At 70.6% G+C, this 24,823-nt stretch carries 16 protein-coding genes; 5 read left to right on the top strand and 11 right to left on the bottom strand.

What is annotated here, in order from left to right:
• Nucleotides 1–34: 34 nt before the first annotated feature.
• The 5 genes from IL992_RS17150 to IL992_RS17170 are packed head-to-tail and all read right to left on the bottom strand — an operon-like array spanning nt 35 to nt 12,364.
• Nucleotides 35–967: an alpha/beta fold hydrolase gene (locus IL992_RS17150; RefSeq protein WP_193204333.1), complete on the bottom strand. Its 933-nt coding sequence runs from the start codon at nt 965–967 to the stop codon at nt 35–37.
• Nucleotides 964–1,956, bottom strand: coding sequence for an NAD-dependent epimerase/dehydratase family protein (locus tag IL992_RS17155; protein WP_193204334.1), 993 nt, complete (start codon nt 1,954–1,956; stop codon nt 964–966). Before IL992_RS17155 ends, IL992_RS17150 begins: the two co-directional genes overlap by 4 nt.
• A complete protein-coding gene (locus tag IL992_RS17160) occupies nt 1,953–3,668 on the bottom strand; it encodes a fatty acid CoA ligase family protein (RefSeq protein ID WP_319018613.1) in 1,716 nt (571 codons plus the stop codon). Before IL992_RS17160 ends, IL992_RS17155 begins: the two co-directional genes overlap by 4 nt.
• A gap of 3 nt (nt 3,669–3,671) precedes the next feature.
• Entirely contained in the window at nt 3,672–4,703 is a 1,032-nt protein-coding gene (locus IL992_RS17165; RefSeq protein WP_319018614.1) for a 3-oxoacyl-ACP synthase III family protein, read from the bottom strand.
• Nucleotides 4,700–12,364 carry a type I polyketide synthase gene (locus tag IL992_RS17170; RefSeq protein WP_193204335.1) on the bottom strand — a complete coding sequence of 2,555 codons (7,665 nt, stop codon included), beginning with the start codon at nt 12,362–12,364 and terminating at the stop codon, nt 4,700–4,702. Before IL992_RS17170 ends, IL992_RS17165 begins: the two co-directional genes overlap by 4 nt.
• Nucleotides 12,365–12,769: 405 nt before the next feature.
• Here IL992_RS17170 and IL992_RS17175 point away from each other — a divergent pair, with 405 nt between their 5' ends.
• A complete protein-coding gene (locus IL992_RS17175) occupies nt 12,770–13,645 on the top strand; it encodes a COG4705 family protein (RefSeq protein ID WP_319018615.1) in 876 nt (291 codons plus the stop codon).
• Nucleotides 13,646–13,711: 66 nt separating this feature from the next.
• Entirely contained in the window at nt 13,712–14,170 is a 459-nt protein-coding gene (locus IL992_RS17180) for a GNAT family N-acetyltransferase (protein ID WP_193204336.1), read from the top strand.
• A 113-nt stretch (nt 14,171–14,283) separates the two neighbouring features.
• On the opposite strand, the gene IL992_RS17185 is transcribed toward IL992_RS17180, so the two are convergent.
• Entirely contained in the window at nt 14,284–14,547 is a 264-nt protein-coding gene (locus tag IL992_RS17185) for a TetR family transcriptional regulator C-terminal domain-containing protein (protein ID WP_193204337.1), read from the bottom strand.
• Nucleotides 14,548–15,005: 458 nt separating this feature from the next.
• Here IL992_RS17185 and IL992_RS17190 point away from each other — a divergent pair, with 458 nt between their 5' ends.
• Together IL992_RS17190 and IL992_RS17195 are read left to right on the top strand one after the other, a co-directional pair.
• Entirely contained in the window at nt 15,006–15,458 is a 453-nt protein-coding gene (locus IL992_RS17190; protein ID WP_193204338.1) for a hypothetical protein, read from the top strand.
• Nucleotides 15,459–16,085: 627 nt separating this feature from the next.
• A complete protein-coding gene (locus IL992_RS17195) occupies nt 16,086–18,212 on the top strand; it encodes a prolyl oligopeptidase family serine peptidase (protein ID WP_193204339.1) in 2,127 nt (708 codons plus the stop codon).
• Here IL992_RS17195 and IL992_RS17200 read toward each other — a convergent pair.
• From IL992_RS17200 to IL992_RS17210, 3 genes are all read right to left on the bottom strand, one after another.
• Complete coding sequence (locus IL992_RS17200) at nt 18,159–19,190, bottom strand: WxL protein peptidoglycan domain-containing protein (protein WP_193204340.1); 1,032 nt, start codon at nt 19,188–19,190, stop codon at nt 18,159–18,161. The genes IL992_RS17195 and IL992_RS17200 overlap by 54 nt on opposite strands.
• Before the next feature lie 165 nt (nt 19,191–19,355).
• Nucleotides 19,356–20,888 carry a purple acid phosphatase family protein gene (locus tag IL992_RS17205; protein ID WP_193204341.1) on the bottom strand — a complete coding sequence of 511 codons (1,533 nt, stop codon included), beginning with the start codon at nt 20,886–20,888 and terminating at the stop codon, nt 19,356–19,358.
• A gap of 116 nt (nt 20,889–21,004) precedes the next feature.
• Entirely contained in the window at nt 21,005–22,237 is a 1,233-nt protein-coding gene (locus IL992_RS17210) for a HupE/UreJ family protein (RefSeq protein WP_193204342.1), read from the bottom strand.
• Between the two features lie 174 nt (nt 22,238–22,411).
• Here IL992_RS17210 and IL992_RS17215 point away from each other — a divergent pair, with 174 nt between their 5' ends.
• Nucleotides 22,412–23,083 carry a type 1 periplasmic-binding domain-containing protein gene (locus tag IL992_RS17215; protein WP_193204343.1) on the top strand — a complete coding sequence of 224 codons (672 nt, stop codon included), beginning with the start codon at nt 22,412–22,414 and terminating at the stop codon, nt 23,081–23,083.
• A 57-nt stretch (nt 23,084–23,140) separates the two neighbouring features.
• On the opposite strand, the gene IL992_RS17220 is transcribed toward IL992_RS17215, so the two are convergent.
• Together IL992_RS17220 and IL992_RS17225 are read right to left on the bottom strand one after the other, a co-directional pair.
• A complete protein-coding gene (locus IL992_RS17220; protein WP_193204344.1) occupies nt 23,141–23,767 on the bottom strand; it encodes a class I SAM-dependent methyltransferase in 627 nt (208 codons plus the stop codon).
• Between the two features lie 65 nt (nt 23,768–23,832).
• A complete protein-coding gene (locus IL992_RS17225; RefSeq protein ID WP_193204345.1) occupies nt 23,833–24,708 on the bottom strand; it encodes a hypothetical protein in 876 nt (291 codons plus the stop codon).
• Nucleotides 24,709–24,823: the final 115 nt, after the last annotated feature.

The raw sequence follows: 24,823 nt of genomic DNA on the forward strand, positions 1-24,823 counted from the left end.
TCGAACTGGAACTCCTTCATCGACGAACCTCGTGTCAGCCATCGGTACGAGGCGGGGTGCGCAGGAACGAGCGGATAGCGGGGACGAGGTCGGCGTGCGCGTCTTCCAGCAGGTAGTGGCCTGCGCCGTGATACAGGCGAGTCCGGGCGGCGGGAAAACGCCGTCGCCATTCGCCCAGCACGGCGCGGTCGAAGACCGGGTCGCTCAGTCCCCAGGCGATCAGCGTGGGCCGGTCGGCGAACTGCGTCAGCGACCTGCCGGTACTCTGCAGAACAGGCCAGGAAGGGTCGCCGGGGCGCAGCGGGATGTCCTGGACGAAGCGTTGGATGGCCACGCGGTGCTCGGGCCGGTCGTAGGGGGCCAGGAACGCCGATCGCACCGGAGCGGGCATCCGGCGCCGGACTCCCAGTGGGCGCCAGGTGGCGCCGCGGGCGAAGAGGTTGTGGCGCAGGAAGAGGCGGGTTCCCAGCCGGGTGTCTCGCAACACCCGGAACGGCAGCCGTAGCAGAGGACGTACGCGTTCGCCGTGCGGGTTGGGAAAGGCCGCGGTGTTCAGCACGACCAGGCGGGCGACCCGGCCGGGGTGGCGGCAGGCCCAGGCCATGCCGATCGGCCCGCCCCAGTCGTGCAGTACGAGTGTCCACCCGTGTTCGGGGGCGACGCCGTCGACGATGAGGTGTTCGATCAAGGCGTCCAGGTCGTCCACCCGCGCGGCCAGGTCGTAGGGGTAACGGTCGGCCCCTGGCTTGTCCGACAGGCCCATGCCGATGTGGTCGGGGGCGATGCAACGGAATTCCTCGCGCAGTGCGAGGATCGGCCGCCGCCACAGGTAACTCCAGGAAGGGTTCCCGTGCAGGAACAGCACCGGCTGTCCCGCCCCTTCGTCCAGGTAGTGCTGGCGCAGGCCGTCACGACGCGGGTGGGCGAACCACCGGGAGGTGAACGGGTAGTCCGGGAATTCGGTCACCGCGTGTTCTCCGCGGACAGGTGGGCGGTGAGCCGGGCCAGTCCTTCCGCCATGCTCACCCGGGGCTGGTAGCCGAGATCGCGACGGGCCGCGGAGATGTCGAACCAGTGCGCCGTCGACGCCTGCTCCACCAGGAACATCAGCGGTGGCAGGTGCCGCGCCCACGGCAGCCGGCGAGCCTGCTCCAGCAGGCGGGCCGCCCGCAGGACCGGTCCGAGCGGTGCCCGGCGTGTCACGGGAGGCAGCCCGGCGGCGCGCAGCAGCAGGTTGAGCCATTCCCCGAAACCGCAGGGCCGGCCCTGGGTGATGAAGTAGGCCCGGCCGGCCGGCGGTGAACCGGGACGTAACCGGTCGAGAGCGAGCAGGTGGGCGTCGGCGGCGTTGTCGATGTAGACCGTGTCGATGGTCTTGTCGGTCTCGCCCAGCAGCCACAGCAGGCGGCGGTGTGCCACCAGCCTGGGCAGGAAGTGCGGATCTCCCGGCCCCCAGATGAGATGCGGGCGCAGCACGACCGCCGTCACCCGCCCGGCCGCCGCATCGGCGAGGACGAGCCGTTCGGCTTCGGCCTTGGTCCGCGGATAGGCGGCGGGAAAACGGCGGGCGTAGGGCACGGACTCGTCCACTCCCTCCAGGTCTCGCCCGTCGTGGACGACACTCGGTGAGGACGTGTGGACCAGGCGTGCCCCGTGGCGCGCGCAGGCGTCCAGCACGTTCCGCGTCCCGGTCACGTTGATCTCCTCGTAGTCCCGGTCCCGTCCGTGTACGCCGGCCTTCGCGGCGCAGTGCACGACCGCCTCGCATGCGGCGACGGCGGCCAGCACGGCCGCGCGGTCGCGGACGTCGGCCAGGTGCTGGGTGACCCCGAGAGCCGCCAGCGCGGGGCTGTGGTGGCGCTGAAGAGCGTGGACGGTGTCGCCGCGGGCGGCCAGCCGCCGGCAGACGGCTTCTCCCAGGAAGCCGCCGCCTCCGGTCACCAGGACCCTCGTCATCGGCCCGCCCGGACGCGTCGCGAGGCCCACAGGGCGAGCTCGTGCCGGCGGATCTTGCTGTTGTGCCGGGCGTCGACCGGGAACCCGGGGTGGAACAGCACCTCCCGAAGCTCGGCGGTGTGCGGTCGGCGGGCCGCCACGTCCAGGATGTCGGCCTTCATGCGAGCCTTCACGCGAGCGTTGTCCCGGGATCCCGATTCGCACTCCACGACCAGGACCGCACGCTGGGCGCCGGCGGGACCGACGCCGACCAGTGCGGTGCGGCGGACCCCCGGCACGGCGGCGAAGACGGGTTCGACCTGGTCGGTGTACAGGTCGCCGCCGGCGGTGCGGACCCGTTCGGATTTGCGTCCGGCGAACCAGAGCCGTCCCTGCCCGTCGAACCGGCCGACGTCGCCCATCCGGTGCCAGGTGCGGTCCCCATCGCCGATCCGGGCCAGCGCGGTGGCCTCCGGATCGTCCAGGTAGGGGTCGCTGACGGTGGGCGCGGCCACGATGATCTCCCCAATGGTGCCGGGCGGCACGACCAGATCCTCACTCCACCGTTCGATGGGGTCGTCGCTGACGGCGATGACGCGTACCTCGGTGCCCGGGAGTGGAGGACCCAGGCAGGTGCCCGCCCCGGCTGCGGTGGCCGCGGCGTGCTCGGCGAGCAGGCGGCTCTCGATCGCGGCCACCGGCATGCATTCGGTGGCGCCGTACACGGACAGCACCCGCGCGTCGTCGCGCAGGCAGCCGCGCAGGCGGTCCATCACCGGCATCGGCAGCGGCGCCCCGGCGGACACCACGTCGCCGAGCGTGTCCAGCACCAGACCATGGGCGGCGCAGTGACGCGCGAGCCGGTCAAGCAGCGCGGGAGCGGCGAACATCCCGGCCACGCGATACCGCTGGACGTCGGCCACCAGGGCGGCCGGGTCGGCCCGCACCGGATGCCGCGGATCCATGTCCGGGATCACCACGGTCGCCCCGAACGCCGCCGCTCCCAGGGCGAACGGCGCGAACGTCGACAACACGGGCGTTCCCGGTTCGACCGTACCCAGCGCGCCCAGCAGGTCGAGCTGCGCGGCCAGGTGCCGGTGACGCAGCGGCACGCCCTTGGGCGGGCCGGTGGATCCGGAGGTGTAGGCGATCAGCGCCAGGTCGTCGGGGCCGGCGGGGGGCCACCCTCCCGGCTCGCCGGGCCCCAAACCGCGTCCCGGCTCGTCTGACGGCCCTGTGTCTGACGGGCACGCCGAGCGGAGGAGTCGCCGCAAGGGGACCGTGATGGACACGCGGACGTCAGGAGCCCAGCCCAGCAGCCTCCTGGCCAGCTGCACGGAGGGGATCGCGATGAACGCCTCGGGCGCGGCCTGGCGCAGACACCGCTTGATCGCGTCGAGCGGCAGCCCGGGATCGACCAGCACCGGCACCGCGCGGAGCCGTACCAGGGCGACGGCCAGCGCGCCCAGTTCCGGACCCGGCGGCACCAACAGGCCGGTACGCATGCCCGGGCGGATCCCGGCCCCGGCGAGGGCCGCGACGGTACGGTCCACCGACCGCGACATCTGCCCGTAGGTGGTGGCCGCCGGGGTGCGGCCACCGACCTGGCAGGCGATCACGTCGGGCTGCTCGCGAAACCAGCGCTCGGCGCGGACGATCAGCTCGCTGACCGGCTCGGCCGGGCCGGAACCGCTCGGCCCGGATTCGCTGGGAGGGGTCGCCTGTGTGGTCACCGATCACCACCGCACGACGACGATTCCGGCACTGGCCCCGCTGGCCAGGCCGACCAGGGCGACCAGGTCGCCGCGCCGTACCCGTCCGGAGGCGACCACCCGCGCCAGTTGTACGAGCAGCGTCGCCGCGACGAGGTTGCCGTGCTGGGCGATGGTGACGACGACCTTGCCCTGCGGTATGCGCACCTGGTCGCAGAACCACCACAGCGTCGGCAGCGTCGCCTGGTGCACGCAGACGGCCGCGAAGTCGTCCCAGGTCAGCCCGAGATCGGCGAGGGGTTTGTGGAAGACGGCGTAATCGATGTTCTCGATGCCGCGCACCAACCGGGCGGAGTCGACGATGAGCGGGCCGATGGTGGGCCGGCCCGCCCACGGGTCGGTGGTGAGGTTGTCCACCGCGGAGACCGCCGCCTGCCATCCGGCGGAGTACGCGGAGAACCGGTGGGCGAGCACCCCCGGTTCGGTACCGGCCTCCAGCAGCAACGCGGCGCCGGCGTCGGAGACGGTGTAGGACGCGGCGACCGTGATGTACTCCTCGGCGTCGGCCAGGGTCCACGGTGTGCCGGCGGTGGGCAGTTCTCCGCAGCAGACGAGGACCCGCCGATGACGGCCGCCGGAGATCAGCGCGTCGGCCACCTGGATGGCGTTCAGCACGCTGTTGCAGGCGTTGCGTACGTCGAACACCGGGCAGCAGGCCCCGATCTTGGCGGCGACGACGTGTCCGGTGGCCGGCTCCACGGCGTCGGACGACACTCCCGCGTAGATGAGCAGATCGAGGTCGGCGGCCTGTAGGCCGTTGTCCTCCAGGACTCGGCGGGCGGCGTGCGCCGCCAGGTCGGACGGTTTCTCGTGAGGGAGGGCGATGTGCCGGCGCCGGACTCCGCTGTGGTCGTGGATCAGCCCTCGGGGCAGGTCAAGGGTGGGGTTGCGGTCGGCGAGCCGGTCTTCCAGCTCAGCCGTGCTCAGTGTGGTCTCCGGCAGGTGGGCGGCCACCCCCGCCATCCGGGTGTGCAGGTGGGTCAATGCAGTCCTCACTTCTGCCGGCTCGCACCGGCGGGCTGCTGCTGTCCGCCGCGCAGCCCGAGGCGGATGAGCATGCTGTGAGCGATGTCGGCGACGGTGCCGCCGCCGCGCATCAGCTCCATGGGCGGGATGTCGATGCCGAACCGGCCGCGGATGGAGGTCAGCAGTTCGGTGGCCATCAGGGAGTCCAGTCCGTACTCGTCCAGCCGCCGGTCTTCGGCGATCTGGTCGGCCGGGATGAGCAGCACGGTGGACAACAGCCGGGTGATCTGCTCGGTGATGTACGCGTACTGCTGCTCGTAGCTCATCTCCGCCAGCAGCGACAGCAGGTCGGGGCCCTGCTGCTCCGCACCGGGCGGCAGCACCAGGGACAGCCACGGGCGCTGCAGGCTGGGCAGGACCTGCCGCAACCGGCCCCAGTCGCAGCGGCCCACCAGGGCGACGTCGGCGTGCTCGCCGAGCATGGCCTCCACGGCGTCCAGCGCCCGGGCGGGAGGCATCGGCGGGATCCCTGCCTTGGCCAGTGCCTCTCCCTGCCTGCCTCGGGTCAGCACCCCCGTTTCCGCGAGCGCGCCCAGGCAGGCCGTCAGTCCGGGCAGGCCCCGCCGGCTCCGCTGCCGGGCCAGCGCCTCCAGGAACAGGTTCGCGGCGACGTACGACGTCTGACCGATGTTGCCGATGGTGGTGAGGGAGGAGTACATGACGAAAAGGTCGAGGGGACGATCCCGGGTCAGTTCGTCCAGCACCATCGCGCCGGCGACCTTCGGGTGCAGGACGGCGCGGATCCGGTCGTCGCCGAGGTCGGCGAGCGGGCCGTCGTCGAGGTGCATGGCCGCGTGTACGACGCCGCGCAGCGGGTGGCCGCCGGCGTCCAGGTCGTGCAGGATCCGCCGCATCGCGTCGCGGTCGGCCACGTCGGCCGCGTACGCGCGGACCTCCACTCCCGATCTCTCCAGTTCCTCCAGCAGAGCGGGAGCTTCGGGCGCCTCGGCGCCCCGGCGGCCGACCAGGGCCAGGTGGCGGGCACCCCGCTGGGCGAGGCGGCGAGCCGTCGCCGCGCCGAACCCACCCAGGCCGCCCGTGACCAGGTAGGTCCCCTCCGGATCCAGGCGCGGCGCCGTCTGCTGGGGCTGGACGGTGACCGGTTCGTCGCGCGGGTCGAAGGACACCACGACTTTTCCGATGTGCCGGGAATGGCGCATCGTGGCGAAGGCGTCGGCGACGCGGGCGGCCGGATACACCGTGTGCGGCAGCGGCCGGAACCGCCCGGAGTGGTAGAGGGGCGCGGCCTGCGCCGTGCTTTCGGCCATCAACTCGGGCGCCTTCCACATGAGAGTGCCCACGTCCACGCCGTAGAACGCGATGTTGTCGGAGAACGGGCGCAGCAGGAGGGATCTGTTCTGGTAGATGTCCCGTTTGCCGAGCTCGATGAACCGGCCGCCGTGCCGCAGACATTCCACGCCCCGGTTGACGGCATCACCGGCCAGCGAGTTGAGGACGATGTCCACTCCCCGGCCCCCGGTCAGTTCCTTGACCTGCTCGGCGAAACGCAGGCTGCGCGAGTCCAGGACGTGGTCGGCTCCCATCGCGAGCAGCAGGTCGCGTTTGGCGGCGGTGCCGGCGGTCGCGATCACGCGGGCTCCGTGGTGCCGGGCGTACTGCAGCGCGGCCAGGCCGACTCCACCGGCGCCGCCGTGGACCAGGATCGTCTCACCCGCCTTGACCCGTGCGCAGTACCCCAGCGAATGGTGCGCGGTGGAGAACGCCATCGGCATGGTGGCGGCTTCGGTGAAGGTCATCCCCTCGGGGAGGGTGACGGCCGCCCATGCCTTGACCCTCGCGTAACTGGCGAATCCAACGGGTCCCGCGGCCATCACCCGGTCGCCAGGCCGGGTCCCGGTGACGGCGGCGCCGACGGCGGTGACGATCCCGGCGCATTCCAGGCCCAGTTCGTGCCCGCCGAAGACCGCTTCGACGGCCTCGGTGGGCAGCAGGTTCACCGCGCGCATCACGTCGCGATAGTTCAGCCCGATCGCCCGCACCTCGACCACGACCTCGTCAGGCCCCGGCTGCGGCATCGGGATCTCCTCCCAGGCCAGGGTGTAGGACAGCCCCGGATCGCACACCTTGAGCCGATAGGCGCCGCCCGCGCCGACGGGCAGGCTGCGGGCGTGCTCGCCTGACTCACGCAGCCGCGGCACGAAACGCCCTCGACGGGTGAGCAGGATCTCGTCCTCCTCGCCCGGGGCGAGCAGTTCCGCCGCCAGGCGACCGGCGTCCTGTGCGGCGTCACCGGTGGGGTGCAGGCAGAGCCTGCGTATCGCCAGCCGCGGCTGCTCGTTGCTCAGCGAGCGCATCGTCCCCCAGGTCGCCGCGTCCTCGGGGTGGAACCGGACGTCGGTGAGGCGGGGTTCCGGCAGCGCGGCACAGGGGCGGGCGACCAGCCACACCGTGGTCGCGACGTGCTCGGGCAGTTGCTCGCAGGCCAGTGCGATGGCTCGCAGCGCCGCGGCCCGCCGAGTGATCTGCTCGACGGTCGCCTTCGGCTCGGCGTCGATGGTCGCCTTCGGCTCGGTGTCGTCGGCTCCACGCAGCTCGCTGCCGTCCGCTCCGCCCAGGATGACCGCGATGGTGACCGTCTGGGCGGTGGGTGGGAAGTGATCGATCCAGTGGTCGGGATCGTCGCTGAGCGGCGAGTGGAGCACGTCGCCGCCACGGGTTCGCAGCAGCGTCCGCAGCTCGGCGGTCAGAGCGCCGGTGCCGTCCTCACCGGCGAGGATCCACGTGCCGGCGGCGTCCGGTGAGGAGTGCGCGGTGGCCGGAGCGCCCCCCGTGGTGACCGGAGCGGTGGCCGGAGCGGTGGCCAGCATCACCGAGAAGTCGCCGGCCGCGAGTTCGTCGTCGTCGCCGGTCTGGACGACCTCGGTGTAGCCGGCCTCCGCCAGCACCTCCGGCCATTCTTCCCGGGACAGCAGCGGCGAGCGCGGGCGCAGGTGCCGGTCGGTGAAGTCCCAGAACTCCTCCTGCATGCCGAGGAACGGCAGCAGGGTCCCCACCCGGTGCGGTTCGGTGATGAGCAACTGGCCGCCGGGAACCAGGAGGGTGGACAGGTGGTGCAGCGCGGCGGGCAGGTCACGGGCCAGGTGCAGGCTGTTCCCCGCGACCACGAGATCGAATTCGCCCGCGGTCAGTCCCTGCTCGACCGGGTCGGCGTCCAGGTCGAGGACGGCGTAATCGACGAAGTCGAAGCCGGCGAAGCGCTGCCGCAGCCGGGTCAACGCCGCCTCGGCGAGGTCGGTGACCAGGTAGCGGGTGCGGTCGGCGGGCAGGACGGGCACCAGCATGGCGGTGGTGCCGCCCGTTCCCGCACCGACTTCGAGGACACGCAGCGGCCGGTCGGCCGGCCATCGCCGGACGATCTGCTCGACGAGCGCCCGGGCGATCCGGTTGGTGAACAGGTTGACCGGCCCGACGTCGTGGAACTGCTCCATCAGCTCATGACCGCCGCCGGAGCTCAGGACGTCGGAGCCGGAACGCCTGCCTGCGAGTAGTTCGGGCAGACACCGGCCGGCCAGTACGGACAGGGCGCTCTGGGCGGCGAAGGCGGCTCCCCGGGTGAGGATGTCCCGGTGGTGGTCACGGTGGTGGTCACGGTGGTGGTCACGGTGCGGCTCGCGCGGGTCCGCACCCGTCGGCATCAGGCGAGGGCCGCCCTCGACCGGCCGCTCCAGCAGTCCGTGCTGTTCCAGCAGCGGCAGTGCCGCATGGAGCATCCGCCGGTGGTGCGCCCCCGGGCATGCCTCGATCAGTTCCTCGATGCCGATCGACCGCTCGGCGGTCAGCTCGCCGAGCGCGCCGGCCAGCGTGCGGGCGAAGACCTCTTCGAGCCGTGCCGCGTACCGCGGGTAGTCCAGCTCGTGCCACGCCGAGCGCAGCCGGTCGATCTGCTCGGCCGCGCCGGACAGGATCTGCCCGGGGCGGGGGGCCGGCCACGGCCCGGCGGGCGTGCCGGCCCGGGGCGCGGCCCGTAGCGCCATCTCATAACGGGTGACCGGGGTGATGTGGACACCGGGCATCCGGCGTAGCCGGCAGCCCTCCACTTCGGCGGCGATCCGGCCGTCGTGGTCGGCGACCACGATGTCCCAGCAGACCTCCTCGGCACTGCTGGAACGTTCCCGTACGTGCACGAGCCCCTGTGCCGCGGGCGTTCCCCAGAGGCGGACGGAGCCGATCGCGGCGGGCATGTAGCCGCGGCCCGATCGCAGCGACTCCACCAGCCACAGCACGCCGGCCTGCAGCGCGCTGTCCAGCACCACCGGATGCATCTGGTAGCGCCCCTGCCCCTGCTCCGGGCACGAGTAGGCGCCCAGCACCTCCCGCTCGCCCATCCACAGCTCGGTCAGGACCTGGAACTCCGGCCCCCACACCATCTGTCCTTCGGCGGCCCGCGCGTAGTAGCCGGGCACGTCCACCCCCCTGTTGATGCGAGCGCGCAGCGCGACCACGTCCAGCGGCGGCGGGTTCCGGCGCAGCAGCGGCCGTACCCGGGCCCGGAAGTGCTCGCGGGGCTGCTCCGCCTGCCGCCCGGCACTGGCCACGGTGACCACCCCGGTCTCGGCGCAGAGCGAGGTCTGCACGTACAACGAATCGGCGGCGGCCTGGGACGGCACCACCATGGCCCGGCTGATGTCGACCCTGTCGACCTCCACCGCCTCGGCGGCGTCCGGTATGGCCAGCCGGGCGGCGGCGACGGCCATCTCCACGTAGCCGGTGGCCGGCATGACGGCGGCACCGCCGGCCCGATGATCGGCCACCCAGGGCACCCGTGCCCGGTCGATCTCCCCCTGCCAGGTGGGGTCCAGCACCGGCATCCGCTGTCCCAGCAGCGGATGCTGGATCGTCGTGTCGACGTTGGTCTGCACCCAGGTGTGCGGGCCTCCGATCCAGTGCCGTTCGCGCTGCCAGGGATAGGCCGGCAGCGATCGCACCGCGCCGGGGCGGGGGAAGTACCGATCCCAGTCGAGCCGCGCACCGGCCGCGACGAGTTCGGCGACCGCGCGGCGGACACGCGCCGGACCTGGCTCGTCGCGGCGCAAGGTGGGCACGACGGCCGCGCGTACCCGCGCGGTGCCGCTTATGCGGCGCAGGTACGAGCGCAGCACCGGATGCGGGCCGATCTCCAGCAGCACGTCGAAGCCGTCGCCGAGCACCCGCTCGACCGCCGCTGCGAACCGCACCGGCTCTCGGACGTTCCGCCACCAGTACGCCGCGTCCAGCTCCGTCCCCCGGACCAGGCCGCCTGTCACCGTGGACACCAGAGGGAGATGCGCCGGGCAGGGCCGCAGCCCGGCGAGTCCCTCGGCCAAGGGCTGCCGCACGGGATCCATGGCGCCGCTGTGGAAGGCGTAGTCCAGGTCCAGCTCGCGGAAGAAGATCTCGCGCGAGGAGAGGTCCTCACCCAGGGACTTCAGCGATCCGTCCGGTCCGGCGATCGTGACGTCGCGGTCGGAGTTGACCGCCGCGACCTCCAGTTGCGGGTAGCCGGCCAGGATCTGCCTGGCCGGCGTCTCGGGCAGCCCGAGCGCGGCCATCCGGCCCCGCCCCCGGGTGACCGACTGCGCCATGCCGCGCTCGGAGATCACCTGCGCCGCCTGGGCCAGTGACAGGGCGCCGGCGGTGTAGGCGGCGGCGACCTCGCCCACGCTGTGGCCGAGCACCGCTCCGGGCCGCACGCCCGCCGCCTTGAGCATCTCCACCAGACCGACCTGGACGGCGAACAGCAACGGCTGCGCCACTTCGGTCGCCGACAGCCGTGACTGATCGGCGGGCAGGGACAGTTCCTTGAGCACCGACCAGCCGAGCCGGTCGGACAGTTCGTCGTCGACCGCTTCCACGGCCGAGCGGAAGGTCTCGTCGGACAGCAGATCGGCGCCCATCCCGGCCCACTGCGAACCGTTGCCGGAGAACACGAACGCCACCCGCCCGTGCTCCACCGCCTCCGACTCCGCCACCGCCGCGTCCCTGGCTCCGAGGGGCCTGCCCGCATCGGACGCACCGGCGGGGCCTGTCGGCTCCGGGGCGTCCGCCAGGCTCGCCAGCGCCCGCGCCGCCCCCGCAGCGGTATCGGCCAGCACCACGGCACGATGCCGGTGGCCGCCGCGCCGCCGAGTCGCGGTGTAGGCCACATCGTAGAAATCTCGTTCCTCGAGTGACATCAGATGCGCGGCGGTCCGTTCCACGGCCTCCCGCAGCGCGGACCGGCTGCGCGCGGACACGACGACGGGCAGCGCTCCCGCGGGGGGCGCCGCTGGCTCGTTCCCGGCCGCCCTGGCGGCGGGTGGTGGAGGCGCGGGTGGTGCGGCCAGCGCCACGTGGGCGTTGGCGCCTCCGAACCCGAAGGAGTTGACTCCGGCCACGGGCCGCTCGCCTGCTTCGTCCAGCGGTCGCGGCTCGACGGTGACACTCAGACCCAGGGCGTCGAAGTCGATACGCGGGTTGAGCGTGGTGGCATGCAACGAGGGCGGGATCATCCGGTGCCGGAGTACCAGCAGGGCCTTGAACAGCCCCGGCATGCCGGAGGCGGGCTCCAGGTGCCCCAGGTTGGACTTCACCGAGCCGATGGGCAGGACTCCGCGCGTGCGCCGGCTGCCCAGCGCCCGCCCCAGCGCCTGGCATTCGGCCGGATCACCGGCCTGGGTGCCGGTGCCGTGCGCCTCCACGTACACGATCTCGTCGGGGCTGATGCCCGCCGTGGTGTACACCTGCCTCAACAGGGCTTCCTGCGCTTCGGCGTTCGGCAACGCCAGCCCCATGGTGTGGCCGTCGTTGTTGGCGGCGGCGCCGACGATGACGCCGTGGATACGGTCCCCGTCGGCGAGCGCGTCGGCCAGGCGCTTGAGCACCACCACACCGCCGCCCTCCGCGCGTACGAACCCGTCGGCGTCGGCGGAGAACGCCCGGCACCGGCCGGTCGGCGACAACATCGACGCCTGGCTGAAACCGATGAAGGGACCCGGGCTGAGCAGCAGGTTGACCCCACCGGCCAGCACCACCCGGCTGGATCCCTCCGCAAGGGACCTCCAGGCCCGCTCTACGGCCGTCAACGACGAGGAGCACGCGGTGTCGATGCTCATGCTCGGCCCGCGCAGGTCGAAGAAGTGCGACAGCCGGTTGGCCGCGATGGACAGGGTTCCCCCCGACATCGAGTACGGGCCCAGGGCACCCGGCTCCAACGCCTGCATCGTGCCGTAGGCGGGATCCGAGATGCCGATGAACACGCCCGTGTCGGTGCCTGCCAGCGCCGCCGGATCGATGCCCGCGTCGTCCAGGGCCTCGACCGCCATCTCCAGGAGTAACCGCTGCTGCGGGTCCATCGAGGCGGCCTCTTTGGGGGAGATGCCGAAGTAGGCGGCGTCGAAGGCGGTGATGTCCTCGTCGAGGAAGCCTCCGGCCCGGGTGTAACTCCTGTTCGGCCTCGGTGTGGTGTCGTCGACGAACCGATCGGCCTCGAACCTGCTCGGCGGGATCTGGCCGACCAGATCGGCGCCCTGTCGCAACGCCTGCCAGAGCCCGTCCAGGCTCACGATCCCACCGGGCAGGCGGCACCCCACGCCCACCACCGCCGCCGCGTGCTCCGGCCATGCCTGCTCCGCTGTCGGGTCGTCCGCGCTCATGTCGCCCTTCCTGCTCGGGTCCACCACGACTCGGCACTTCGCCGGTCGGCTTGCTGTCTCGGCCAGGGTCCACCTAGCGCGCCCGGCACAGGGCTAGGCGGATCGGGCACTATGTCATCACAACTCCTCGTATATGAATAGGTACTCTGCGTATTTGCCCAAGAGAAGGATGTTATGTCAGGTATGGGGAGCCCTGCCTGGTGCGTCGGCGTCACCGGCGCATGGCAACAGCGCCCTACCGTGCTTGGGCCGGAGTTGCGTCTTCGCCTACCCGATCCTCCCGCGCCGCCTGACCTGCACCTGTAGCCTTGCGTGATGTTGTGAATACTGTTAGTGCCGGGTGCTCTGGAGCGTCATGCCGCATCCCCGCAAGGCATCAGTCACGCGAAGTGGGAGGACCAGACCGTGCGGAACGACGACCGGACACCGTGTGTGGACACGCACGGGATACAGCGTCCCGGCACCTATGTGATGAAGAAACTGCCCGAGGTCACGCTGGTCTTCTGGATCATGAAGGTCGCCGCCACCACCCTCGGCGAGACCGCCGGCGACTTGTTCGCCCAGACGTTGAAGATCGGCTACTTCCTCACCACGGTCGCGCTGTTCCTGATCTTCCTTGCCACCGTGGTGATCCAGCTCGCCTCGAAGCGGTACAACCCCTTCTTCTACTGGACGGTCATCCTGTCCACCAGCATGGCCGGCACCACGATGTCGGACTTCATGAACCGCGACGCCAGTGCCGAATACCTGCCCAAAGGAGCGACGTCGCTGGGTTGGGGGCCCCAGGGCCTCGGTCTGGGCTACCCCGTCGGTGCCGCGATCCTGATCTCGATCCTCATCGCCATCTTCGTCATCTGGAAGTTCACCGGACTGACCTTCGCGATCCGCGGCATCGACACCTTCCGTGGCGAAGCCCTCTTCTGGTCGGCGATCCTCGTCTCCAACACGCTCGGCACATCCCTGGGCGACTTCCTCTCCGACAGCTCAGGTCTCGGCTACAGCGGAGGCGTGGCGCTCATCACCGCCCTGCTCGCGCTGCTCCTCGCTCTGAGGTACGTCCCTGTCGTGCCCAACGTGCTGCTGTTCTGGCTCGCCTTCGTCCTGACCCGGCCCTTCGGCGCCACCGCGGGTGATCTCCTCACCAAGCCGGCCACCAAGGGTGGTCTCGACCTCGGAACCGCCGGCTCCTCCGCCGTCCTCCTCGCCGTTCTGCTCGGCCTCATGGCATGGGCCCATCTCCGGGAACGCCGCGGCACCCTGGCCATGGCAAGCATCTCCTGAGCCAGATATCGACAGCTGCTTCGAAGGCTCCCGGGCCGGCAGGAACGGGGCGATACGATCCCGATCGTGGCAGTCTGGGAGCTTCGGTCGGCTTCGGCGGCGGACGTCGAGGCGGTGGCCGAGTTGCGGGCCGTGGTGCTGAGGCCGGATCTCGAGCGGCTCGGGCGGTACGACGAGCAGCGGGTGCGGCAGCGGCTGCGCGACGGGTTCATGCCGGCTCACACCTGGGTGATCGAGGTCGCGGGTGCCTGGGCCGGCTGCGTGGCGCTGCGGCCGGTGAAGGACGCCTACTGGCTGGAGCACTTCTACCTGGACCCGGGTCTGCAGGGCAGGGGCATCGGTTCAGGCGTGCTGCGCGGGCTGCTGGACCGGTGCGACCGCGAAGACGCCGTGGTCCGGCTGAACGTGCTGCGGGGCAGTTCGGCCCGGCGACTGTACGAGCGGCATGGGTTCACGGTCGAGAGCGAGGACGAGGTGGACGTGTTCATGGTGCGCGACCCGGTCTTCGCCGCGTCCGGCACATGATGATCAGGCTCGCGTGACCGCGGCGCGACTGAAAGGGGAGATCACCAGCGGCTGCGGAACAACGTGTCTTGCTCCCGAGGCATTTGAGCGAGCTTGCGCTCGATGCCAGGGCGTTACCGGACGCGGAATATGCGGTTCAGGTGGCGGTCGCCGGCCTCGACGACGGCCTCCTCGGTGTAGTGGCCGATCAGCGTGGGGTTGACCAGTCCCTGGGTGATGGCGAACAGGATCACCGCCTCCCGCTCGGGGTCCAGATCGGCCGGCGCCTCGCCGTTCTGCTGAGCGCGCCGGATCTGCTCGGCGAAGAAGACGGTGTGTAAGTCCATCACCCTGGACGTCCAGGTCGGCTCGGCCCCGGCGGTCCAGGTGACCGTCACTCCGTGAGGTATCGGCCGGAGGGAGCCCGGCCTCCACAGTGACTCGGAAACCATGGCGCCCGCGGCATCGGCCGCGGGCGCCATGGTTCTTTCCCCTGGTGACTCGGCTCCGCGCCGCCCTCGTCCGTATCCCCGGCGTCGACTTCCGCCCTCGGCTCGCCGCGTCCGCGGCCGGAACGCGATGCCGCCTCTTCTTGTTCCGGCCGCGATCCGGATGGAAGCAGATTCGCCTTACAGCAGGCCGTATCCAGGATGAAAGCGCATTGCAAGAAGCCGGGCCTACAACTGGTCGTGCGAAGGCCGATCGGAACCGGCACCGAGAAGTCGGGCGGATGTGGACGTACGACGGTCTTGCGGAAACAGCCGTTATTTCTCCGTGCGGAACCATTTCCGCGCAGGTGAGGAAGAATCGCCACCGGCTCCCGGCGGCGCACATCGATTGGAAGGGACGAGGAAAGATGACGAACATCACGCGCAGGACCCGACTGGGCCTGACCTTCGCCGCGATCGCCGTGGCCTCCTCGGCGATCATCCCGGCCTCCGCCGCCACGGCGAGCACCGCCTCCGCCGCGACCACCGCCACCACGACGTCCGCCGCTCCGCTGGCCTGGCACTCGGGCTATTTCACCAAGACCATGTGCTACAAGGACGCTCGCTCGTTCGCCCAGGGCGCGTTGCGCCGCTACGGCTATGCCGTCGCCTACAACCCGCCGAACGCCGTCCTCGGCACCGATGGCACCACCACCGTCGAGGTCTCCTTCGCCCCGGCTCAGACCAGCTACAACCCCAACACCTTTGCCAAGATCAACTTCACTGTCACCGCGATATCCAACTCCTCCAGCCTCGCCGAGAACGCCCGGAACCGCGTCCGCGAGAGCATCGTCAAGCAGGTCTACTTCGACTACTGCTGATCTTCGCCCGCACCCCTTCATGTGGTCACTGCGGGACGAGTCGATGGCAGAAGGGCGAAGTCCTCGCTCTCCCCGGGACCACCTCGTCCGAGCGCTCCTCGCGCCGTACAGGCGTACGCCGAGGTCGAGGTGGTCCTCGCGCAGGCATCCCGCTTCGTCACCGGCCGGGGCCGCGCCCCCGCCGGGCCGTATTGCTGTCGGCCGCGAGATGTCAGCCCTTGGATCTACCCTCGAGAAACGTCGAATTACTTGCGCGCAGAAATCAATCTTGGTGTGGCATTCCGGTATGCCTGTTTGTCTTGCCCGAAGTTTTGTCCGTGCTGCCGTCAATTGGGAGGATCGGCGCCCACCACCGCAGTGGCGGAGGTGTTTATCGATCCCGGGCGCGGGGACGGTTGCCGTCGTAATCGCCCATACCGGGTGAGTCGATGGATCCAGGAGGCTGACATGACTGGATACCTGCCGTATCGCGATTCCACTCCCGCTGCCCGCATCGGCGGCGTACGCGGCTGGCAGGCGGACATTCTCCGCGGCGAGTCGTAGCTGAGTGAATCGAGGTACTGCGGCGCATCAAGGCCGCAGTGCCTCGACCTGTTGCGGGACGTATTCAGAGGCGGGGAGGCTTTCATGGCGCGATTGTTCTACCCTGCCGCTCGGCGCAGCGATGTCGTGGAGGACCTGTTCGGATTCCCGGTGTCCGATCCGTACCGGTGGATGGAAGACGGCGATGACGCGCGCGTGCGGGACTGGGCCGCGGCCCAGGATCGTCTCTTCCGCGACTGTCGCGACGAATGGCGTGAGAAGGAATCCTGGGCGTCTCTGGTGGACGAGGCGTCCTCCTTCGGCGTGTCGGAGCCTCCGATGGTGCGGGGCTCGCTCATGTTCCTCACCGAGCAACTCCGTGGGGACGAGCAGCGGCGTCTGCTCGTCGTCGACGCCCAGGGAAACAGGCGAGTGCTGGTCGATCCCGTGGAGATCGATCCGTCCGGCCACACCGGGCTGTACGCCTGGTGGCCGTCCCGCGAGGGCGAACGTGTGGCCGTGCAGATGGAGGTCGCCGAGCAACCCGGCAGCGACATCGTGGTGCTGGACGTCCGTACCGGCGAGGTGGTGGACGGACCGTTGCCGCGCGCCCGCAACACCTCGCTCGCCTGGCTGCCGGGAGGGGACGCGTTCTACTACGTCAGCCGAGTCCCTGACGAGGAACTGGCCCCGGACGACATGCGCCTGCACCGGCGCGTGCGGTTGCACCGGCTCGGAACGCCCTGGCAGGCCGACGCGGTGGTGTTCGGCGGCGAGGACACCCCCGACCACTATTACGGGCTCACGGTCAGCGCGGACGGCCGTCGTCTGGCCGTCACCGCGATGGCCGGACCCGCCGCGCAGAACGACGTGTACGTGGCGGAACTCGTCGATCCGGAAGCTCCGTGCTTCGTCAAGGTCGTGGACGGAGGCGCCATCGGCGCCCGTGTCCTTCCCCGCTTCCTCGCGGACGGCACCCTGCTGCTCGTCACCGACTACCGGGCCCCGTGCGGCCGCGTCTGCGTGGCGGACGGGCACGACACCGACCCGGCCGCCTGGCGCACGCTGATAGCCGAAGACCCTGAGGCTCCCCTGGACGAGTGCCTGGTCCTGGACGGCCCGGCGCTTGCGCGGCCCCTCCTGCTGGTGGCGCGCGCCCGCCACGGCACCTCCGCCCTGACACTGCACGACCTGGCCGACGGCCGGCCGCTCGGCGCGCTGCCCCTTCCCGGCGCGGGCGTCGTGTCCTCCCTGCGCACGAGCGTCCCCCACGGGCACCAGGCGTGGTTCAGCTACTGCGACGCCACCACGCCTCCCACCATCCATCGCTACGACGCCGTACTCGGCACGACGGAACAGGAAGCCGGCGCCGCGACAGCGGGGCGTACTCCGCAGATCCGCAGCCGCGCCGCGCGCTGCCGCGCCGGTGACGGCACCGAGATCACGCTGTTCCTGTTCACTCCGGACGAGGAACACCGGGGGCCGCGTCCCACCCTCCTGTACGGCTACGGCAGCTTCGGCATGCCGATGCGCCCGTGGTACTTCCCCCTGGCGGCCGCATGGGTGGGCGCCGGTGGCACCTACGCGGTCGCCTGCGTACGCGGAGGCGGCGAGGAAGGCCAACGCTGGCACGACGCCGGCCGAGGACCACACAAACACCGCGCGATCAGCGACTTCAACGACGCCGCGGCCTGGCTCATCGAGACAGGCCGGACCACCCGCGACCAACTGGCGATATACGGCCAATCGGCCGGTGGTCTCCTGGTCACCGCCGCCGCCATGCGGCGACCGGACCTGTACGCCGCGGTCATCGCCGAAGGCCCGCTGTGTGACATGGTGCGCTACGAGCAGTTCGGCCTGGGGTGCACGTGGACCGACGAATTCGGCAGCGCTTCCCGGCCCGAACAACTCCAGTGGCTCCTGGCGTACTCCCCCTATCACAACGTCACGCCCGGGACCCCCTACCCGGCCTTCCTCTTCACCGGCGCGGTGACCGACCTGCAGACCGGAGAGGCCCATGTCGCCAAGATGTGCGCGGCCCTCCAACACGCGACCAGCAGCGACCGGCCGATCCTCATGCGCAGGGAACCCGACACCGCCCACGCCGCCTCGCCCGCGAGCAAGGAACGCGCCCTGACCGTGGACATCCTGGCCTTCGCCGGCGCGCACACCGGCCTGTCACCGAGGAAGACAGTCACGCCTCTTCGCGAGACCGCCCCGGAACCACTCTGAGAAGCCGGCGTGCCACAGCGCCGAGACGACGAGCCCGCAGAGGACGACGAGGAGGAGCAGCAGCGCCCAGGGGATGGTCCACGCGTGCGCGGTGCTCTCGACGGCGGCGAGCGGGGCGACCGAGCCCGCCGCGTCGGTGAGCAGCGGGACGAGCGTGACCGTCCCCGTCAGGCGCAGCGCGGGAGTCACTCCGCGGACCGGTACGGAGACCTTCCAGGTGTCGCCCGGGAGCAGTGGGGGCGAGTCGTCGATGTGTCCCGCACGGGCGTCCCAGCGCCCGAAGGGGCCGGACAGGGACACCGCCTGACGAGCGGTGAGAATGCTGTTGCCGTCGTTGCGGATCGTGTAGGTGACGGTGGCGTCGCCCGTGCCGAGCGGATTGGGCGTGCCGGAATAGCGCACCTCCAGGTCCTGCACGGAAAGGCTCGGCTTGAGTTCTCCGCCCACGCGCAGGCGGATCCGGATGCCGAGACGCCGCCCGTCCGGCGCGCCGGACAGGGCCGGCGAGGTGACGATGCCGCCCATGTACTCGCCGGGCGCGGCGTCGTCCGGAAGCGCGACCGTGAACGGCACCTCGGCCGACTCTCCGGGCCGGACCGTCACGTCGGGCCGGTCCGGGTGGACCCACGCACCCACCCCGGTCGACTTCGCGTCCTGGCCGAGCAGGTCGAGCCGGCCCTGTCCGGTGGTGAACGCGTCCGCGGCGTACACGCTCAGGTGGAGCGGCGTCGTGCCGTGGTTGGCCACCACGAGACCGTCCTCGACCCGCCCGCCCGGGTCCAGCGTGTAGCTGTAGTTCCGCCGGTCGGACCCGAAGTCGCCGGAGGCCGTCGCGACCGTCCAGGTGACCTCGCCGTCCGCCGCCGCGGCGGGGCCCGTCCCCGCTCCGAGCAGGCCGAACGCCGCGAGCAGCGCCACGACGACGGCCCGGGCGAGGGAGCCTGCTGCGGTTGTCGTACGCGGTCTTGGCGGGTGCATGTGCATCGTCCTCGGGTGGTCGTGGAAGCGGCGGTGTGGACGACGTGCCGTGGGGTGGGCGCCCGACGGGTGTCCACCCCACGGCGTCCATTTCGCGGCGCCCACCTCAATGGGGAGCGGGGCCGGATCAACCCGTCGTGACGGACCCCGCGTCCCCGCGGTCGTCTACTGGAGCCAGTCGGACTCGGACGCGGCCTGCTTGTCCTCCTCGCCGGCCTTGCCCTCGTTCGTGTGGATCACAACCTTGTCGACGGTGGAGCCGACCGGCTGGGCGGCGCCGACGCCGCTGTCCGGGCCGCACCAGGACTCCTGGCCCAGCTCCACCGCGGCGTTCGGGGCGGCGCAGGTGCCGCTGCGGAGGTTCTCGACGACGAGCTTGTTCCCGCGCACCTGGACCCGCACGTACGTACGGACGTGCTCCTGGTTCTCGACCGAGTTGGCCCAGTGGCTCTTGGGGTTCAGCGGGTCGGGACCGTAGTTCGGGTCCTTCGTCGTGTCCGGAGCGGTGAGGTCGTAGTACTTCGAACCCGAGGCCGAGTTCGCCGTCACGTAGATGACGCCGCCCGGGCCCTTGGACACCTCGGTGGCGCCGGGCTGCTCGTCCTTGTTCGCCTTCTGGCCGTTCTTGATCACGTAGCTGCGGGAGTAGCTGTGGTCGTGACCCTGCAGGACCAGGTCGACACCGAGCTTCGAAAAGGCCGTCGGGAAGTCCTGACGGCGCACCTTGTTGTCGCCGTCGTTCGCGTGGCTGGCCGGCGAGTAGATCGCGTGGTGGTAGATGAGCACCGTGTGCTTGGCGCCGGCGCCGTGCTTGTTGACGACATCGGTGATGTAGGCGATGTGCGCGGCGTCGGAGCCGCTGGCGTACGCGTTGCTGTTGATGTCGATGAACAGGATGTTCTTGTACGTGAACCAGTAGTCGCCGCCCGACCGGGTCGTCGCGCTGCCGTTGTAGTACGGCGCGGAACGGTCGGTGTTCGGCGTCCAGAAGTGCTGCTCGTACGCCTTGCCGCCGACGTCGTGGTTGCCGATGGTGGCGGCCCAGGGGTACTGGCGCAGCTTGTCGGACGCGAGGAACGCGTTCCACTGCGTCTCGGTGTTGGCCGACTCGACCTGGTCGCCGCCGGAGACCAGCAGCTCGGCCTTCGGGTTGGCGGCGAGGGCGACGTTCAGGGTGTCCTCCCACCCGGCGCCGTCCTTCGCCACGTTGCCGGACGAGCCGATCTGCGGGTCGCCGAAGAACAGGAAGTCGAGGTTGTTGCCGTTGAAGTCCTGGGTCGTGAAGGAGTACGCCGGGGACCAGTTGCCCTCGGCGCCGACCCGGTAGGAGTACGCGGTGTTCTGCTTCAGGCTGTCGATCGTGGCGTGCGCGTTGTAGCCGCCGTTGACGACGTTCGCGGTGACCGTGGCCGGGAAGGTGACGGCGTTCGCGGGGAACCGGCCGTCGACGACCTTGGACGTCGGCGCGACCTGGACCACCTGCGCGGTGCCGGCCGAGGAGTACCACGACACGACGCGCTGCGTCTCGTCGGCGCCCACGCCGAGGACGATCCCGGTGAGCGTCGCGCTGTCGGCGTGGGCCGCGGTCGCCAGGCCGCCGCCGAACACGGCGGTGGCACTGAGGGCCGCCGCGGTGGCGGTCATGGCCACCCGGCGCAGGACGAGCCCGGGGCCCTGAGTCCCCTTGTCGAGCTTCATTGCTTTCCATCCATTTGGGGGTATTGGAGCGGTTTGCACGATTTCGGCATCCGGTGTCGCGAAGATGAACGTGGGGCAGGCGGGCCGTTGCGCTTGCCGGAAGTTGTGGCGTGATCTCAGAATCCGAGAACGCGTTGCACGAACCACACCAGGCCCATCGCGGACACACCCGCCGCGATCGCCCCGGTCGTCCACAGCCCCGCGATCGGCCCGCGGTGACGCAGCAGGGCGAGCAGCGGGAAGACGGCGACGATGATCGCCAGCTGGACGACCTCGATGCCCACGTTGAAGACGAGCAGCGACCACAGCAGCGTCCACGACCAGGCCTGGTCGATGCCCAGTGCCGCGGCGAAGCCGAGACCGTGCACGAGGCCGAAGCAGAAGACCACCGCGAGCCGCGTCCAGCCCGCGCGGTCCAGGCCGAGGCGGCCGTGACCGGCCGTCTCCAGATCTGTGGCGTGCGAACGGCGTCGCCAGATCCGCCACAGATGCCAGCCCGCGACGACCGCGATCGAGAGGGCGATGACGGGCTCGACGAACGACGCCGGCACCTCCACGAGGCCGAGGGCGGCGAGGACGAAGGTCACCGAGTGGGCCAGTGTGAAGGTCGTCGCCGCCAGCACGATCTCGCGCAGGCGGCGTGACCCCGCGATGAGCGCCAGCAGGAACAGGATGTGGTCGAGACCGCCGAGCAGGTGCTCGGCTCCGAGCCGGAAGAACTCCCAGAACCGCTCGAACCAGGACTGCTGCGTGGAGAACGACCGATGCTGAGCGTCGAGGGCGGTGCTTCCGGACTTGAGGTCGAGGTCGTAGGTGACGATCGTCTTGCTGTCGCGCACGTACCCCTCCGAACCGGAGAACAGCGCGCTGCGCACCTCGTGCGCTTCGGCGGACTTCGGGCACCGGTAGTCGAGGATCAGCCGTGCGTACGGGACGCCCTCGCGGCGCCCGATCGTGAAGCCGCCGTCCCTGACCGGGGCGCACGCCGTGCCCCCGGCGGTGACGCCGAAGCGTTCGGTGACGTACGCGACGACCGAGCCGGCGTGGGCGTCGAGCGCGGCGGCCTGCTGTGCCGCGTCACCGGCCTCGAACGCCGCGGTGCCGGCTTTGAAGAGCGGGTCGTCCTTCTCGTAGTCGGCGGCGGAGACGACGAGCAGGTCGTACTCCAGTTGGAGCTCGGTGCGGACGTGCCCGGTCTGGGGCGAGACGAGGTCGACGTAAACCGTCGAGGTGAACCCGTGAGCGAGGGCGGGCAGGGCACCCAGCAGAGCGAAGAGGGCACTGAACAGGACGGCCACGGCTGCGGCGGCGATGACAGCACAGACACGACGCCGAGCGGCGGGGGACATATGACTCCTTTTCGGCTTTGGCGTACGAAATCTGCTCGATTGAGATGAACGAGCGGTATCTCGGATGAGAACCGTCGAGGAACCACACCCGGCGGAGACGGCCTCGGCGCCGAAAGCCGCAGATCATGCGGTAGGAAATAGGCGCACTTCCCGGCGCCCCGAAGGACGATCCCCATGCGCTCTCGGCTTCTGCCTGCCTGCACACTGGCCGCGGCAGTCGCGACCGCCCTGCTGGCCGGCGGATGCGGCTCCGGTGACGACTGGTCCCGGCCGCACGCGAAGCCCACCGCAGTCGGCACCCCCGGCCCGGGCTTCTTCCCGGCCGCGTCACCCGCCCCTGAGTCGACGATCACGCCCAGGCCCGGCTCCTGGAACGGGGTTCGTCCGCCGGAGGGCTACCGCGTGGTGCTGCTCACCGCGGGAGAGGACCGCCAGACCACGACGCTGGTGAGCGCGGTGACGGCGTGGGCCGAGGAGGAGCGCGTCAGCCTCAGGACCCTCACGGCCACGCGGCCCGACCAGTTCGTGCCGACCATCGGCAAAGCGATCGGCATGAAGCCCGACCTCATCGTCAGCGCCGGCGACGACCTCGTCGACCCCCTGGCCCTGGTCACCCCCAACCACCTCGACCAGCAGTTCCTCGTGGTCGGCGCGGAGCTGGCCGAGCCCACGGAGAACGTCACCGCCGCCGACTGGACCGGTGCGTCGTTCCGCGGCGAGGGGCTCGGCATGTCCTCGGCGTACGATCCCGCCAGCTTCACCCCCGAGCGCGCCGGGCGCGCCGTCCGGGCGGGTGCCGCCGCCGTGCTCAACGGCATGACCGGCATCGTGCTCTGGCTCGACTAGACACTCCCTGGCGCATCCTCGGCGCGCGGCCGTGGCCGCCGGCGGGCGTACGTCGGGTCAGGGCCGGACGGCCAGCACCCGGAAGCCGATCCCGCGTGTCGTCCGCGTCACCGACTCGATCGCGAAACCGGCCTGCTCGAGGTAGGGCCGGGGATCGCGGGTGAGGTAGTCGGCTTCGAACCGCACGAACAGCGGTTCCAGCAGCCGCATCCCGGCCCGGATGACCGGGTTGCTCGACGGCCCGTGCTCGGCCAGCACGAACCGCCCGCCGGGCTTGAGCACGCGGTAGGCCTCACGTGCCGCGGCCGGCGGATCCGGGATGGTGCACATCGTGAACGTGGACAGCACCGTGTCGGCGACGCCGTCGGGCAGGTCCAGGCGCTGCACGTCGCCCTGCCGCAGTTCCACCCGCTCACCGAGGCCGGCCTGCGCCACCCGCCGTCGCGCCAGTTCCAGCATGGGCCCGGACAGCTCGATCCCGACGACCGTGGTGCCGGCGCCGTACAGGGGGAGGTTGAGCCCGGTGCCGACGGCGATCTCCACGACGTGACCGCGCGCCTGTCGGACGGCCCACTCCCGGCTGCCCGGGAACAGGCGGCGCTCCCAGGCCAGCATCTGATCGTCGTACCTGTCCGCCATCCGGTCGAACACCCGGCGTACGTCGGCGTCCGTGGTAGCCCGCATCCCGCGACCTTTCACGATGGGGGTCTCCGCGAATCGTTCCACGGCATGGGCCCCTTCGGGAGGGCCTATTCGGCGACGGCTCTGTCATCCGGGTGAATCACCAGCGGGATTCCGAAGTTCGGCTGCCGGTTCGCCGGCAGGTCGTTGAATTCCACGATGGCGGATGCCGGCGGCGCCGTGATCTTCACGTTCGCGTGCCATCGGTATCGGGTGTCCACCACGTTCCGGTGAATCCTGCTGACCCACTCGCCGTCGCGGGTGTAGTCCTCCTCCTTCGAGGAGTACCGCGTGATCAGGCGGACGGGCAACCCGGCCTTGTCGACGAACAACCTGAACGAAACCGTGTGATTTTCCGGATTGAAAGCACCCGGCTCGCTGTACAGGTTCTGCGTCTTGAGGGTGCCGCGATACTCGCCGGAGCGGAGGGAAGAGGCCTTCGAGATCACGAACCTGAGCCTCGCCGGGCTGAGGACGTCGATGAGCTGGTCGCCGCGCTGGCCGTAGTCCTGCCAGGACGGGTTGTCCTTGCCGAACGTGACCCAGGTCTTGCCCTCCGGCATCGGACCCCATTGGAAACCCTGGACGTAGGTATAGCGGCCCACGTTGACCGCGCGAAAGGGAGTGCGCATCGCTTCCAGCTCTTCAGCGGGCAGGGCGGCCTGGAGACCGGGGGTGATCACCCCCCGGGAGGTGAGGTCGTAGCCGACTACTCCGGACTTTCCGAATCCGATCCTGCCGGTGGTCCGGCGGATGTAGGTCTGCTTGTCTCCCGAAATGCTCGTCCGGGCGGTCTCGGAAACCAGAACCCCTCGCCCCGCCGCGAACTGCTGCCGGAGAGCGTGGACCGGGTCGGCGGAGGAAGCGGCATGAGCGGCACCGGCACCGGCCAACAGCGCGGCGAGCATACCGAACAGAACGGCAAGCACATTGAGGCGCTTCATATCGCTCCCTGATTCGCGGCACGGGACAGAAATCCTGCCGCCTTCGAATCACGAAGTGATCTCGAAGGCGGGCGGATTTCGCTCTTCGTCGATTTCCGTCCGCCCGGCCGAGCCG

Source organism: Microbispora sitophila, from assembly GCF_014892245.1.
GTDB lineage: Bacteria > Actinomycetota > Actinomycetes > Streptosporangiales > Streptosporangiaceae > Microbispora > Microbispora siamensis.